The organism is Maribacter aquivivus (assembly GCF_900142175.1).
Taxonomy (GTDB): Bacteria; Bacteroidota; Bacteroidia; order Flavobacteriales; family Flavobacteriaceae; genus Maribacter; species Maribacter aquivivus.
In genome coordinates, this window is the sequence record NZ_FQZX01000001.1 from 1,645,196 (window position 1) to 1,660,513 (window position 15,318).

Here is a 15,318-nt window from a genome sequence, read left to right on the forward strand (position 1 = left end):
TTATGAAACTGCCTTCAGTTTTTTAATGGTATCGTGAGATAGCATTTCTTCGGCATATGGTTTTGTTACTTTGAAGTTCGTATCACTTGTACTTGGCATCTCAAACATTGCATCAGTAAAAATGGCTTCGCATAAAGATCTTAACCCTCTTGCCCCAAGTTTATACTCAATTGCTTTTTCAACAATATAATCTAAAGCTTGGTCTGTAATGGTGAAAGTAATATCATCCATTGCAAACAACTTCTCGTATTGTTTTATAATCGCATTCTTAGGTTCGGTTAAGATAGCTCTTAATGTCTTCTTGTCTAACGGATTCATATGTGTTAGAACAGGAAGTCTACCAATAATCTCAGGTATAAGTCCAAAATCTTTTAAATCTCTTGGTATGATATATTGTAATAAATTACTATCATCTAAAAAGCTATCAGATTTAGAAGCGCTATACCCAACAGCTTGCATATTCAAACGTTTTGTAATAGCACGCTCGATACCGTCAAAGGCTCCACCGGCAATAAATAAGATGTTTTCAGTATTTACTTCAATAAATTTCTGGTCTGGGTGCTTTCTTCCTCCTTTTGGTGGAACATTTACTACAGTACCTTCCAATAATTTTAGAAGACCTTGTTGCACTCCTTCACCAGATACATCTCTTGTGATTGAAGGGTTATCACCCTTACGTGCAATTTTATCGATTTCATCAATAAAAACAATACCTCTTTCAGCTTTTTCAAGATTGTAATCTGCCGCTTGTAAAAGACGGGTAAGAATACTCTCTACATCTTCACCAACATAACCAGCTTCAGTTAATACAGTAGCATCAACTATCGCCAAAGGTACATTAAGTAATTTGGCAATGGTCTTGGCCATAAGGGTCTTACCGGTACCGGTTTGCCCTACCATAATAATATTACTTTTTTGAATCTCTATGTCATCTTCTGTAGATGAAGGTTGTAATAATCTTTTGTAGTGATTGTAAACCGCAACAGACATTACTTTTTTAGTACGCTCTTGTCCTATAATAAAAGTGTCTAAAAATTCCTTAATCTCTTGAGGTTTCTTTAAAACAAGTTCAGAAGAAAGATCGTTAGTCTTTGTCTGTTTTGATTCTTCGGCAACAATACCGTGAGCTTGCTCAATACAGCGGTCACAAATATGCGCATCTAACCCAGCAATCAATAAATTGGTTTCTGGCTTTTTTCTACCGCAAAATGAACACTCTAAATTTTCCTTTGCCATTATCTATCTTCTCTATTCTATTCCTTAACGATCAAAAATCGTTTTTGGTTTAAAATTCATTAATTTATTTGATTCAATTAGTCGGACTTACTTCTTCTCCCTTACCAATATTTCATCAATCATACCGTATTTAAGAGCTTCATCGGCTTTCATCCAGTAATCACGGTCACTATCTTCACGAACTTTCTCAATACCAGTACTAGAGTGTTCTGCTATGATTTGATATAATTCTTCTTTTAACTTCAATATCTCTCTAGCTGTAATTTCAATATCACTAGCTTGTCCTTGAGCACCTCCCATTGGTTGGTGAATCATAACACGAGAGTGTTGTAGACCACTACGTTTTCCTTTTTCGCCTGCGCATAAAAGTACTGCACCCATAGAGGCTGCCATACCTGTACAAATAGTAGCAACGTCTGGTGTAATGAACTGCATAGTATCATAAATACCTAAACCTGCATATACACTACCACCTGGTGAGTTAATGTAAATTTGAATATCCTTTTTAGCATCAACACTTGCTAAAAACAATAGTTGTGCTTGAATAATATTGGCTACTTGGTCATTAATACCTGTGCCCATAAAAATGATGCGGTCCATCATTAAACGTGAATAAACGTCCATTGCAACAATGTTCATAGAACGTTCTTCAATAATGTTTGGCGTCATGTTCGTTGGGTACATGCTGCTCATTATAGAGTCGTAGTAAGTGCTGCTAATGCCTTGATCGTTTATAGCGAAATTCTTGAATTCTTTTCCGTAATCCATAAATTGTATGTCTATATTTTAGAGTAAAAAAAGGTGCCGAAAATTTTATTTCCGGCACCGTAAAGATACTTAATTTATTGTTTGGAATTTATCCGTAAACTTCTTTCACGAAATTTTCATAGGTAACTTCCTTTGTCTTAAGATTTGCCTTTTCTTTGTAAAGATTCAATAATTTTTGACTCATCAATTGTTCTGATAGTCTTTTTACTTCATCTTGGTTACCAAGAACTCTTGCAGCAATAGAATCTAGTTCTTCTTCTTTAGGGTCTAATTGACCAAATTGCGCCATTTGAGAACGAATAAATCCTTTAGAGAATTCTTTCAATTCATCAAACTGTACTTGTAGTTCGTTATCACGAATTATTTTACCTTCAATTAATTGGTAACGTAATCCTTTTTCAGATTTAGCATATTCTTCAACAGCTTGCTCCTCAGATAAAGGCTCTTCGCCAGTCATTTGAATCCACTTGGTTAAGAAACCTGTTGGTAATTCAAATTTTGTGTTGTCAATGAAATACTCTGTAACGTCGTTCAATAATTTTTGATCAGACTGTTGCTCAAATTGTTTTTCAGAATCTTCTTTGATACGCTCTTTTAATTCCTTTTCAGTTTTTACGCTGTCAGGTCCAAAAAGTTTATCAAATAATTCTTGATTTAATTCAGCAGCTTCTCTTTCGTTGATTTCAGAAATAGTGAAGGTAACTTCAGTATCTAAAGATTCCGCTTTTTGCTTGTCAACACCTAAGGCGCTAGATAACATGTGATCTTCAGTGAATAAGCCTTTTGTTTTTAACGTAACAACGTCACCAACTTTTTTGCCTTTTAATGCATCTAAAGCTTTTTTACTCTTCAACTTGTCAGTTTCAAGTAAAGTTTTGTTATCAATTTCTTCAGCTTCATTTGTAAATGTACCGCTTACTTCATCATTCTTGCTAACAACATCTTTAGTCACAAGTTTACCGTATTGCTTTTGAATACGCTCAACTTGCTCGTCAATCATTTTTTTGTCGGCAACAATTTTATATTGGGTAATTGCTTTTTTAGTTTTCAAAGAAACCTCAAAATTAGGAGCTAGACCTAATTCGAATTCAAAAGCCAATTCATCTTGGTCCCAGTCAAAATTGTCTTGTTGTTTTGGTAATGGGTTACCTAAAACGTCTAACTTTTCTTCAGTTAGGTATTTGTTAAGATTGTCTTGTAACAATTTATTTACTTCATCAACCAATACGGCTTTACCATATTGCTTTTTGATAAGACCCATAGGAACTTGGCCTTTTCTAAAACCAGGAATATTAGCTTGCTTCTTATAATCCTTTAAAATGGTATCTACCTTATCTTGGTAATCTTCTTTTGTGATAGCAACTTTAACTACTGCATTTAAATCGTCTATCTGCTCTTTCGTAATATTCATTCCTTAATATCTATTTGCATGTGTAAAATGGGATGCAAAAATACTATATTTTGCAAAGTCAACCAATTTTTTAAAGTATTGAATTTCAAATCACAAGCAACTACGACTTGTCATCTTTTAACAGTGTAAAAAAGATTGATTGTAAAAAAGATAGCAAGAGGCTAAAAATCAATGCCCACCAGATGTTGCCAACGGCAAAACCATCAATAAGTTTATCTGCCAATAAAATAATTATTGCATTGATGATTAATAGAAATAAACCAAAGGTGATTACGGTTACGGGTAGTGTTAATATTACTAATATTGGTTTAACAAGAAGATTTAAAATGCTTAATACAACAGCTACGATTACAGCGGTCATAAAACCGTCTACAGATACATTTGGTAGTACATTGGCTAAAATGATAACTGCTACAGCGCTTAATAGAATTCTTAAAATTAGTTTCATCGTTTTTGTTTTTAAATTAGAATGGTGATTTAACCTCTATTGAAAAAGGCAAGTGATTTATTGAAAAATTGTTCAGGATTTTCGGCGTGTAGCCAGTGTCCGGCATTAGCTATGGTTTCTACAATTGCTTTTGGAAAATGGCGATGTATGATTTCTACGTCATTTTTGGTTACATATTTAGATTTTTCTCCTCTTAAAAACAAAGTGGATCCGTCAAAACTGTCTGTGCTATTGATGTTATCTCCTATTTCTTCCATCTTTTCGCTGAGCACTTCCAAATTGAATTTAAAGCATAGTTTTTTATCCTCATTTCTATATAAATTTTTCAATAGAAATTGTCGTATACCTGTATTTGAAATGTGTTTCTTTAATTGTTCGTCAGCATCTTTTCTCGATTTCAAATTTGTGGTATCAATAGCGTTTAAGCCATTAATGATTTCTTGATGATGTGGTGGATAATATTTTGGTGCAATATCTGCAATAAGCAATTTATTCACGCGCTCAGGGTATGTACATGCAAATTGCATAGCAGTTTTGCCACCCATAGAATGACCAATTATAGCAGTACTTTTTATATTATGTGCATCTAAATAATTTAGAAAATCATCTGCAAGTATGTCATAATTGAAATCTGGGGAATGAAAACTTTTACCATGATTTCTTTGGTTTATTAGGTGAACACAAAAACCATTTTCTGCATATAAAGTCCCTAGCGTTTTCCAATTATCTAACATGCCAAGAAACCCGTGTAAAATACACAAGGGTTTACCTTCTCCTAAAATTACTGAATGTAATATCTGTTTCATTTCAATCTGTGTAAATACATGTTTACAACATTGTCAAGCCCTAAGTACAATGCTTCGCTGATCAATGCATGGCCTATAGATACTTCTAGTAAGTTAGGGATATTTTTAGCAAAATATTCAATGTTGTCTAAACTTAAATCATGACCGGCATTTATACCAATACCTAGTTCGTTTGCGCGTTGGGCAGCTATAATAAATGGTTTTATTGCTTCTTCTTTGTTTTGCGTATAATTGGTTGCGTAGCTTTCAGTATATAATTCAATTCTATCGGTTCCAACTGCTTTTGCGCCATCAATCATTTTTGGGTCTGGATCTACAAATATAGAAGTACGAATACCTGCATCTTTAAAGGTTTTAATGACATTGGTTAAAAACTCCTTGTTTTTTATGGTGTCCCAACCGGCATTAGAGGTAATTGCATCAACAGAATCAGGTACCAATGTTACTTGTTCTGGTTTTACCTCAAGAACTAGCTCAATGAATTTTGGAACCGGGTTGCCTTCAATATTAAATTCCGTCGTTACCGTTTTCTTTAAATCTCGTGCATCTTGGTATCTAATATGGCGTTCGTCTGGTCTTGGGTGAATGGTAATCCCTTGTGCTCCAAATCCTTCTAAATCTTTAGATACCTTAAGTAAATCTGGAACATTACCACCACGGGCATTTCTGAGAGTTGCAATTTTGTTTACGTTAACGCTAAGTTTTGTCATTATGTCTTATTTACCTTTTAAGAGCATCAAAAATACAAATAAGGCACGCCTTTTGATATTATTAATTGTTATTTTGCGTTATATATAGCCTATGCATATTCAAGAACATATCATTACGAACTTACCGGTATTCGATATTAAGGATACTACCGAGAGAATTCTAGAATTTTTTCAGGACTCAACCTATTCCCATATTGCCATTTTGGAGGATGGAAGGTTTTTAGGACTTTTCTCTGAAATAGATGCAGATGGGTTGCAGCCAGACGCTAAAATTGATGAGTTTCGATATGAGCTGCAAAGTTTTTTTGCTCGTAGAGATACCAATTGGTTAGACGTCTTGGAGATTTTTGCACGTAATGAAGCTAATCTTCTTCCTGTAGTTAATGAAAAAGAAGAAGTTACTGGTTACTACTGTTTAACTGATATTGTTTCTGAATTTATTGATACTCCGTTCTTCACTGATCCTGGTAGTATTTTGGTAGTAGCAAAAGGAACTAAAGATTACTCTTTTAGTGAAATTGCACAGATAGTTGAAAGTAATAATGCCAAACTTTACGGTGGTTTTATTACTGATACTCAGAATGATATTATTGAGGTGACATTAAAAATTACGGCTAATAACTATAATAAGGTAGTGCAGACTTTTAGACGATATAATTATAATATTGTATTTGGAAATAGTGACGATGAGTTTCTTGAAGATTTAAAGAATCGCTCAGATTATTTGGAAAAATATCTTAATGTTTAATATGAAAGTAGCTGTATACGGTCAAACTTATCAAGATAATGCTATTGAATATCTTATCGAGTTATTAGATGAGTTAAGTAAGGTCTCTGCCGAAGTTTATATTGAGAAAGATTTTTACGATTTATACAGAGTTAAAAATACTGCCCAAACATTTCCAACATTTACAATCGATGAAGGCCTAAACGCCTCTTTTGATATGTTCGTTAGTTTTGGTGGCGATGGTACTATATTAAGGGCTACAACTTTTGTAAAAGATTTAGGTATACCAATTGTTGGTGTAAATACCGGTAGGTTGGGTTTTCTTTCAACCTTTAAAAAAGAAGACGTTAGAAAAGTAGTTAGAGAGTTTAAGCAAGGTGCATATACTGTTGTTGAACGTAGTTTGGTTCAATTGAATACGAAGGAACTTGATGTTGAATTTGGAGATCTTAATTTTGCATTGAACGAAATTACCGTAAGTAGAAAAGATACGACCTCTATGATAACGGTTGAAACATTTTTAAATAACGAGTACCTGACTTCTTATTGGGCAGACGGATTGATTATTTCGACCCCAACAGGATCCACAGGGTATTCATTAAGTTGTGGTGGTCCGGTAATTGTGCCTACTGCAAAGTCATTGGTCTTAACGCCTATTGCACCGCATAACTTAAACGCCAGGCCTTTAGTGATTTCAGATGATACCGTAATTCGTTTAAAAGTGTCTGGTAGAGAAGAGAACCACTTGGTTTCTTTAGATTCAAGAATAGCATCATTAGAAAATGGTCAAGAAATAACCATTAGTAAAGCTCCGTTTACTATTAAAATGATAGAATATACTTCAGAAAGTTTTTTAAAGACCTTAAGAAATAAGCTTCTTTGGGGCGAGGATAGGCGAAATTGAGCCGACTTTTAAACAATAAATGCCCTTAATCACTGTTTATCTTTTGAGAACATAAAAATTATTGCATTTTCAATTTTAAATATAATATCTGCAATAATTGTAAAATCTATTTTATGCGTTACATAACGTTATTAGTATTACTTTTTTCACTGTCGGGTTTGCAGGCGCAGACGTATGAGGTGGGTATTTTTGCTGGTGGTGCCAATACAATTAGTGATGTTGGCAAAACAGATTATCTTTTGCCTTCTAATATTGCTTTTGGCGGATTGTTTAAATGGAACATAAGTAAAAGGTATGCATGGCGAGGTAGTCTAACCTATGGTAAGTTTACTGCAGACGATACAAAATCTAGTTCAACCGCAAGACAGCAAAGGGGTTATGTAATTGATAATTCTATTTTAGAAGGTTCTGTTGGTTTAGAGTTTAACTTTGTAGAATATAATTTGCACAAACTTGGTCCTGCTTTTACACCTTATTTATATACGGGTCTTACCTATTTTAGGTATGATTATCAGTATTTTAATGGCGGTGTTTTACAGGATATTAATCAAAGAGAAGGAAGTTTTGCGGTACCAATGACTGTTGGTTTTAAATATCGTATCAATCAGTTTCTTATTTTTGGGGGCGAAATTGGTGCTAGGTATACTTTTACAGATAACCTAGATGGTAGTAACCCTGAAGGTTCTAACTTTGAAGAATTTCAATTTGGTAATATATTTAGTGATGACTGGTACGTATTTTCTGGTTTAACACTAACTTATACCTTTGGTAGAAAACCTTGTATGGATTGTTTTGAGTAATTTTTAAGATGAGTGATATAAACGATATTGATAAACTAAATGTTCCAAAGCACCTTGCTATTATCATGGATGGTAATGGTAGGTGGGCGAAAGAACGTGGTAAACTAAGAGTTTTTGGTCACGAACATGGTGTGAAAACGGTTAGAATTGTCGTTGAAGAATGTGTTCAATTAAAGATTGACTACCTAACATTATATACTTTTTCTACAGAAAATTGGAACAGACCAAAGATAGAAGTACAGACACTTATGCGCTTATTGGTGTCCTCATTGAAGAAAGAACTTAAAACTTTTAACAAAAACAACATCCGTTTAAATACTATTGGTAACATAGATGCGCTGCCTTCTAAGGCGTATAGAGAGTTGGTCGAAGTAATGGATCAAACAAAGCAAAACACAGGCATGACGCTGACTTTGGCTTTAAGCTATGGGGCTCGAGAAGAGCTTCAATCTATGGTGAAACAGATAAGTACCAAAGTTAAAAATAATATAATTTCAATTGAAAACATTGACCAAGAAATTATAAATAGCCATCTTTACACGCATGATTTACCAGACGTAGATTTGCTTATCCGTACTAGTGGAGAACATCGGATCAGCAATTTCTTATTATGGCAAATAGCGTATGCAGAGTTATATTTTATTGACGTATATTGGCCTGATTTTAGAGAGCACCACTTGGTGGAGGCCATAAAAAATTACCAGAACAGAGAACGAAGATTTGGAAAAACAAGCGAACAACTCACTTAAAGATATGACCAGGTTCATATCCTTGAACCACTTTTTAACTACACTTTTATTTCTAACTACCTTTATTGCCGCCGCACAGGATAATACCTATGAGGATGGTAAAAGCTATATTTTAGGAGGTATAGACGTTACTGGGCTGCAAAGTTATAACGAGCAGACCGTAAAAACGTATACAGGTTTAAGAGTAGGTCAACCTATTACACTACCAGGAGAACAAATTAGTGAAGTCATTAAAAAATTGTGGGGTCTTGAACTTTTCAGTGAAATAGACATCTTCATTACCAATATTGAAGAAAACACTGTTTTTCTTGAATTGAACATAATAGAACGACCTACATTGACCAATGTAAAGTTTTATGGTGTTAAAAAGGGTAAGGTAGAAGGCTTAATAAAGGATACCGATCTTAAGAAAGGAAAGAAAATTACCGAAAGTTTAATTTCCAACTCCAAAAATTACATCACCAATAAGTACAAAAAACAGGGCTATTTAAACGCTGATGTTACAATTGCTACTTCTAAAGATACTATTGAGGGTAACACCCGTAATATGGTGGTTAACGTAAATAAAGGTGATAAAGTAAAAATTCGCGATATCATATTTGAAGGTAACGAGCAGTTATCTGATAAGAAATTACGTAAAGCTTTAAAAAGTACTAAACAGAAAAAATTAGGTCGTTTCTGGAAAAAATCAAAATACATTCAAGAAGATTACGAAGAAGATCTTAGTTTATTGGTTGATAAGTTTGCCGAAAACGGATACCGTGATGCACGTGTAATTTCTGATTCTATTATTAAGGTTGATGAGAATAACATCGATTTAAAGATAAAAGTTGAAGAAGGTGATAAGTATTACTTCGGTAATATTGATTTCGTTGGTAATACGGTTTATACAGACCGTCAATTAAACCAGGTTTTAGGTATTAAAAAAGGTGATACTTATAATGGGGTCTTATTACGTGAAAGAATTGCAGATAATTCTAAGCCTGATCCAAGTGATGTTACTAGTTTGTATCAAAACAACGGTTACTTATTTTCTACAATTAACCCAGTAGAGATTTCAGCTGCTAATGATACTATTGATTTTGAGATTAGAATTATAGAGGGTAAAGAGACTTTCTTAGATCACGTTACCGTATCTGGTAACGATAAAACAAATGATCATGTTATTTATCGCGAACTACGTACAAGACCGGGTCAGAAGTACAATAAGGCAGATATTATTAGAACTATTCGTGAATTAGGTCAACTTGGTTTTTTCGATGCTGAACAAATTACGCCAGATGTCTTAAACGCGAACCCTAATGAGGGTACGGTAGATTTAGCTTGGAATTTGGTTGAGTCTGGTTCTAGTCAAATAGAATTGCAAGGTGGTTATGGTGGCGGTGGTTTCATTGGTACATTAGGGCTGTCTTTTAGTAATTTCTCTATTCAGAATTTATTTAATGGTGAAAAGTACAAACCGGTACCAATGGGTGACGGTCAAACTTTCGCCTTACGTTTACAGGCAAGTCAGACTTATAGAGTATATAGTTTAAACTTTGCTGAACCATGGTTAGGTGGTAAAAAGCCAGTACGTTTTAATCTAAGTATGTCTAGAACTCAACAGTTTGCAGCTTCTTATGACACTAGTGGAGATATTGATATTGATAAGGATCAACAGTTTTCTATTACGGGTATAACTGCAGGTTTGGCAAAACGTGTACAATGGCCAGATGATTTCTTTACCATATCTCACTCACTTAGTTATCAGTTGTATGATTTTAGAAATTATAATATTGGTCTTTTTAACTTTGGTGATGGTAAAGCAAACTCTTTAGCGTACACCTTTGGTATCTCAAGAAATGCTACACAAGGAGGACGCATTTTTCCTAGGGGTGGTTCCAACTTTGAAGTAAGTGCTAAGTTTACACCGCCATGGTCTTTGTTCAGTAACAAGGATTTTAGAGAATTAAAGAATAGATCGGAAGAGTTAGAAGATAAAAAGAACTCAATTGGGGTTACTTCTTTAGAGCAAACTGAGTTAGAAGATTTAGATCAAGAACGTTTCAGATTGTTGGAATATTACAAGGTTAAGTTTAAAGGAGACTGGTATACTACTTTAGTAGATAAATTGGTGCTTCGTAGTAATGCAGAATTCGGTTTCTTAGGTAGCTATAACAGTGCTGTTGGTAATGTGCCATTCGAAAGATTTTATGTAGGTGGTGATGGTCTAGGTAACTTTACCTTAGATGGTAGAGATGTAGTTCAGCTTAGAGGTTATGACAACCAATCTATTACACCATATTCAGAAGGAGCAACTTCGCCAGATGGAGCATTAATCTATAATAAATTCTCACTAGAGTTACGTTACCCATTAACATTAAAGCCTTCTGCATCTATTTACGGACTGGCATTTTTAGAAGGTGGTAATGCGTTCAACAATTTTCAAGACTTTAATCCGTTTGAATTAAAACGATCGGCCGGTGTGGGGCTGCGTATCTTTATGCCAGCATTTGGTTTGTTGGGTATTGATTTTGGTTACGGATTCGATGAGGATCTTGTGCCAACTTCTGCAGGACAAGGGCCAAGCGGATGGCAAACTCACTTCATTATTGGTCAACAGTTTTAATTTTCATTGAATTATTATAATCGTGCTTAGTGCTAATCCTTTAGTTTTAAAAGATTTAGTAATTTTGGCACGATATTTTCTATAGGATTAAACGACATTAACAATGAGTACAAAAACAAAAGTTCTATTAGTAGTTTCGGTCATCTTCATGACAATACAGGGTTTTGCCCAAAGAGGGGTGAGAATGGCCTATGTAGATATGGAGTACATTTTACAGAATGTAGATGAGTACAGAGAAGCGACCGAGCAGTTAGAAACTAAAGTACAGCGTTGGAAGATTGAAGTAGAGCAGAAACAAAGTGTTGTTGAGCAGATGAAGAAAGATTTAATGGCAGAGAAAGTGCTATTGACTCCAGAGCTTATTGCAGAACGTGAAGAAGAAATTCAAATTTTGGAACGTGAAATGATCGAGTACCAACAAGATCGTTTTGGACCACAAGGAGATTTAGTATTGCAAAAAAGAAGGTTGATACAGCCTATACAGGATCAAGTGTTTAATGAAGTACAAAAAATTGGCACCAATAAAAAGTATGATTTTATTTTTGATAAATCTGCGGATGTTGTAATGTTGTATTCCGAAAAAAGACACGATATCAGTGATTTAGTGTTGAGAGGTATTGCTAGAACAAGAAAAGTTAGCAAACCGGTTAAAAAATCAAATGATCGTAGTAGATTAGATGATTTTGATGACGAAGAGGAAGAAGTGGTAAGTGAAGCATTGCAAGAGCGTTTAGATAAAGCGACTGAAGCAACTGAGACAAGAGCGAAAAGTGCGGCCGATGCAAAAGCCGAACAATTAAAATTGCGAGAAGAGCGTAAGAAAGCGTACGAAGAAAGAAGAAAGAAGTTATTAGAAGAGCGCGAAGCTAAGAAGCAAGAGAAATTAAAAGAGAGAAATAGCGATACCGAAAAAGATGACAATAGCGGTACTATTTAAATAGGTTTAACAACCATAAAAATTAACACTCAATTACAATTAAAATTACACTCATGAAACAAGTAAAAAAAATTGCGGTAGCCTTATTGTTGTTCGTAGCAACGACAAGTTTTGTAAATGCCCAAAGTAAGGTAGCTCATATAGACGTTACTCAATTATTATCTGCAATGCCAGAAATGAAGTCGGCAGAAGCTGAGCTTAAGAAATTACAAGAAACTTACAATGCGGATATTGAAGGTTCAATGACAGAGTTGCGTAACAAGTACACACAGTACCAAAACGAAGCAGCAGCTAAGTCTAAAGAAGAAAACGAAAAAAGAGCAATAGAATTACAAGGTTACGAAAAGAATATTGGTGAAGCTCAACAAAGAGCTCAACAAGAATTCCAAAAGAAACAAGCTGAGTTATTCGCTCCTATTTCTGAAAAAGCTAAAGCGGCAATAGAACAAGTTGCAGCAGCACAAGGATTTGATTACGTTATTGATGCGCAAGCAGGTGGCGGTCTTATCGTTGCAAAAGGTAAAGACCTTTTAGCTGATGTTAAAAAACAATTAGGTTTCTAATAAGAACCATATATTATAAAAGAAAAGCCATCTAATTAGATGGCTTTTTTTATGCTTTTATTTTTCTTTTAATATTTGTCCAGCGTAGGTTTTTGATGAACTTGCCTTCTTCTGCGGTTACTAGGTAAGAGGTGTTATTTCTAGCGGCTTGTATGTAACCGGACATATTGTTCCAGAATGATTTTACAGATTTATTTTTTATTGCCATTTTCATAGAAGCAATAGAGGTAATTACGAATCCATAACGCATGGTGTACATTGCTTTGCCTTGTAACCTTTTTGCTTTTGCATTATATGCTTTACCTGTAGGTCTTAGATGTTTTACTTTGAGTGTGGCATCAGTTTGTATGGTGAAGTTATTAAACCTCGCTAAGAGCTCATCTACCGTATCCCATCCCATTGCGTTCTTCAATCCTCCTATGGCTTTAAAACAAGCTTTAGAATAGGCTTTAATGGCGCCTCGTACATGGTCGTTATCCATTGGGTGGTTCAATATCCATTCTCCAGCGTTATTTTGCTCATAAATGAATCCGCCGCAAATACCTAAAGTCTTATTTTGTTTATAATGCGAACATATTACTTTAAAATAATTAGAAGGTAAAATAACATCTGCATCTAGTTTTACGATAACATCATAATGGTCATCTAATACCTCTAATCCCTTATTAAACGCATTAATGACTTTGCTGCCCGGCATGTGTTGTGTAGACGAAGTTGTGTTCAGCTTTTGAAACAGACTGTTTACTGTACAATAGTGGTCTATGATGTTTTCAGTACCGTCGGTGGAATTATCATTAACTAGAATAACTTTTTTTGGGACTAATGTCTGTTGTAAAATAGAGTCTAAAGTACTTTTTAAAAAAGCCTCTTCGTTGTGTATAGGAATAACTATGTAGTAATCCATTTTGAATATAGTCTCTTATTTTCTGGTAGCGTAAACAATATAATACCTTGGTGTAAATAAACGTAAAAAAGGTCTGAAGCCTATTTTTTTTACTGGATGGGCCCATTTCTTAGAATCTTGAATTTCCCATCCGGCTTTTTCTAATAGCCAATCAAATTGCCAATCTTCAAATTCATGATAATGCCTGTCCCACTTATCTATTTTGCTTCTGTATGCGGGCGAAAACCACAATTTTAGAGGTATGCTCGCAACTAACTTAGTAGCTTTGGTATTTGAAAGTAAATTTAGCGGAGCTAAAAGATGTTCAAATATCTCGAAAGCAGTAATGACATCTGCATCTGTATTCGTTACCGTGCTATAATCGATATCTAAATCTTCACCTTGGGTATTCATTACCGAATAACCATCTTCTACCATGATTTTGGTAAACGGATTTTTTACACCCAAATCTAATATAGATTCGTTGGCGTTTATATGTTTACGTAAAAAATGAAGTGTGTGTTCGTAACGTTTGTTTGGAAAACTGTTTTCGTACATGTTTAGATTCTGTATACCATTGCATTGACGTTCATTCCGGCGCCAACACTAGCAAAGATAACAACATCTCCCTTTTTAATTTCCTGATTTTCTAATTTACCGTGCTTTACAAGGTCAAATAAAGTGGGTATGGTGGCAACAGAACTATTACCTAGCTTTGAAATACTCATAGGCATAATACCTTCGGGCATTTCTTTACCATATATTTTGTAGAAACGTTTTACTATTGCCTCATCCATTTTTTCATTTGCTTGGTGAATAAATATCTTTTTCACCTCATCAATCTTAATACCGCTGTTATCTAAGCATGACGCCATAGCAGATGGTACATTAGTTACCGCAAATTCATAAATTTTCCTACCCAGCATTTTAATGTAGTAAGCCTTTTTCTGGTCCTCTTTGTTGTAAGATTCTCCAAAGAAAAGAAAGTTGGCTTCATCGTTTGCATAAGTTGCAGATTCGTGCCCTAATATTTCACCGCCATCAGTAGAGCTTTCTAAAATTGCAGCACCTGCACCATCAGAATATATCATAGCATCGCGATCATTATCGTCAACAATTCTTGATAAAGTCTCAGCACCAATAACCAAGCATTTTTTGGCAATACCACTTTTAATGAATGCATTGGCTTGAATCATACCTTCAAGCCAACCTGGGCAGCCAAAGATTAAATCGTAAGCAACACATCTCGGATTCTTTATCTGTAATTGGTGTTTTACTCTAGTGGCTAAACTTGGTAATGTATCGCCTTGTATATACCCTTCTTTTAAGTCTCCAAAATTATGGGCAACAATAATGTAGTCTAATGTTTCTTTGTCTATGTTAGCATTTTTAATTGCCTTTTCAGCAGCGAAGAAAGCTAAGTTAGATGTGGTGTATTCTTTGGGAGCATATCGTCTTTCTTCAATACCGGTTATGGCTTTAAATTTCTCTATAATAACCTCATTATCATGTTTGAAAGAAGTACCGTCTAAATTTAAAAAACTATGGTTATTAAAATCTGCGTTAGAAATTTTTAAATCAGGAATATAGCTTCCTGTTCCCGTAATTGATATGCTCATTTTAATTTTTTGAATTGTGCCCGACAATTTAAGTAAATTATAAAAATATTATATGCATGCATAGTAAATTTTACGATGGTCAATGCACATTTCTTAAAATAGGGCGGATTAAAAAAGCCTTTTCGAATTGTCGAAAAGGCTTGGTAGTA

16 protein-coding genes are annotated in these 15,318 nt (G+C 34.5%); 7 read left to right on the forward strand and 9 right to left on the reverse strand.

What is annotated here, in order from left to right; all coding sequences use genetic code 11:
- The 6 genes from clpX to BUC31_RS06895 form a co-directional block, all read right to left on the reverse strand.
- Complete coding sequence (gene clpX, locus BUC31_RS06870; RefSeq protein WP_073242458.1) at window positions 1–1,236, reverse strand: ATP-dependent Clp protease ATP-binding subunit ClpX; 1,236 nt, start codon at window positions 1,234–1,236, stop codon at window positions 1–3.
- An 87-nt stretch (window positions 1,237–1,323) separates the two neighbouring features.
- Complete coding sequence (clpP, locus tag BUC31_RS06875; RefSeq protein ID WP_073242460.1) at window positions 1,324–2,004, reverse strand: ATP-dependent Clp endopeptidase proteolytic subunit ClpP; 681 nt, start codon at window positions 2,002–2,004, stop codon at window positions 1,324–1,326.
- A gap of 88 nt (window positions 2,005–2,092) precedes the next feature.
- Window positions 2,093–3,415: a trigger factor gene (gene tig, locus BUC31_RS06880; RefSeq protein ID WP_073242462.1), complete on the reverse strand. Its 1,323-nt coding sequence runs from the start codon at window positions 3,413–3,415 to the stop codon at window positions 2,093–2,095.
- Between the two features lie 100 nt (window positions 3,416–3,515).
- Window positions 3,516–3,863: a phage holin family protein gene (locus tag BUC31_RS06885; protein WP_073242464.1), complete on the reverse strand. Its 348-nt coding sequence runs from the start codon at window positions 3,861–3,863 to the stop codon at window positions 3,516–3,518.
- 29 nt (window positions 3,864–3,892) lie between these two features.
- Window positions 3,893–4,669, reverse strand: a complete 777-nt coding sequence (locus BUC31_RS06890; RefSeq protein ID WP_073242466.1) for an alpha/beta fold hydrolase — start codon at window positions 4,667–4,669, stop codon at window positions 3,893–3,895.
- Window positions 4,666–5,379, reverse strand: a complete 714-nt coding sequence (locus BUC31_RS06895; protein WP_073242467.1) for a pyridoxine 5'-phosphate synthase — start codon at window positions 5,377–5,379, stop codon at window positions 4,666–4,668. The genes BUC31_RS06890 and BUC31_RS06895 overlap by 4 nt, the downstream gene beginning before the upstream one ends.
- A 91-nt stretch (window positions 5,380–5,470) precedes the next feature.
- Here BUC31_RS06895 and BUC31_RS06900 point away from each other — a divergent pair, with 91 nt between their 5' ends.
- The 7 genes from BUC31_RS06900 (at window position 5,471) to BUC31_RS06930 (ending at window position 12,667) form a co-directional block, all read left to right on the forward strand.
- Window positions 5,471–6,127 (forward strand): CBS domain-containing protein, encoded by a 657-nt coding sequence (locus tag BUC31_RS06900; RefSeq protein WP_073242469.1) that lies wholly within the window; start codon window positions 5,471–5,473, stop codon window positions 6,125–6,127.
- Between the two features lies 1 nt (window position 6,128).
- Complete coding sequence (locus tag BUC31_RS06905) at window positions 6,129–7,010, forward strand: NAD kinase (RefSeq protein ID WP_073243800.1); 882 nt, start codon at window positions 6,129–6,131, stop codon at window positions 7,008–7,010.
- A gap of 113 nt (window positions 7,011–7,123) precedes the next feature.
- Window positions 7,124–7,810, forward strand: coding sequence for a type IX secretion system protein PorG (gene porG, locus BUC31_RS06910; protein ID WP_073242471.1), 687 nt, complete (start codon window positions 7,124–7,126; stop codon window positions 7,808–7,810).
- Between the two features lie 8 nt (window positions 7,811–7,818).
- Window positions 7,819–8,559, forward strand: a complete 741-nt coding sequence (locus BUC31_RS06915) for an isoprenyl transferase (protein WP_073242473.1) — start codon at window positions 7,819–7,821, stop codon at window positions 8,557–8,559.
- A 4-nt stretch (window positions 8,560–8,563) separates the two neighbouring features.
- Window positions 8,564–11,167, forward strand: coding sequence for a BamA/OMP85 family outer membrane protein (locus tag BUC31_RS06920; RefSeq protein WP_073242475.1), 2,604 nt, complete (start codon window positions 8,564–8,566; stop codon window positions 11,165–11,167).
- Window positions 11,168–11,270: 103 nt separating this feature from the next.
- Window positions 11,271–12,104: an OmpH/Skp family outer membrane protein gene (locus tag BUC31_RS06925; RefSeq protein WP_073242478.1), complete on the forward strand. Its 834-nt coding sequence runs from the start codon at window positions 11,271–11,273 to the stop codon at window positions 12,102–12,104.
- A gap of 53 nt (window positions 12,105–12,157) precedes the next feature.
- Entirely contained in the window at window positions 12,158–12,667 is a 510-nt protein-coding gene (locus tag BUC31_RS06930) for an OmpH/Skp family outer membrane protein (protein ID WP_073242480.1), read from the forward strand.
- A 49-nt stretch (window positions 12,668–12,716) separates the two neighbouring features.
- Here BUC31_RS06930 and BUC31_RS06935 read toward each other — a convergent pair whose 3' ends face one another.
- From BUC31_RS06935 to BUC31_RS06945, 3 genes are read right to left on the reverse strand one after another with little or no spacing between them, the layout of a single operon-like run.
- The gene (locus tag BUC31_RS06935) at window positions 12,717–13,571 is read right to left on the reverse strand and encodes a glycosyltransferase family 2 protein (RefSeq protein ID WP_073242482.1); all 855 of its coding nucleotides are present in this window, start codon (window positions 13,569–13,571) and stop codon (window positions 12,717–12,719) included.
- 15 nt (window positions 13,572–13,586) lie between these two features.
- On the reverse strand, window positions 13,587–14,108 hold the full coding sequence (locus BUC31_RS06940; RefSeq protein WP_073242483.1) for a class I SAM-dependent methyltransferase: 522 nt from the start codon (window positions 14,106–14,108) through the stop codon (window positions 13,587–13,589).
- Between the two features lie 2 nt (window positions 14,109–14,110).
- Window positions 14,111–15,169 carry a 3-oxoacyl-ACP synthase III family protein gene (locus BUC31_RS06945; protein ID WP_073242485.1) on the reverse strand — a complete coding sequence of 353 codons (1,059 nt, stop codon included), beginning with the start codon at window positions 15,167–15,169 and terminating at the stop codon, window positions 14,111–14,113.
- Window positions 15,170–15,318 lie beyond the last annotated feature (149 nt).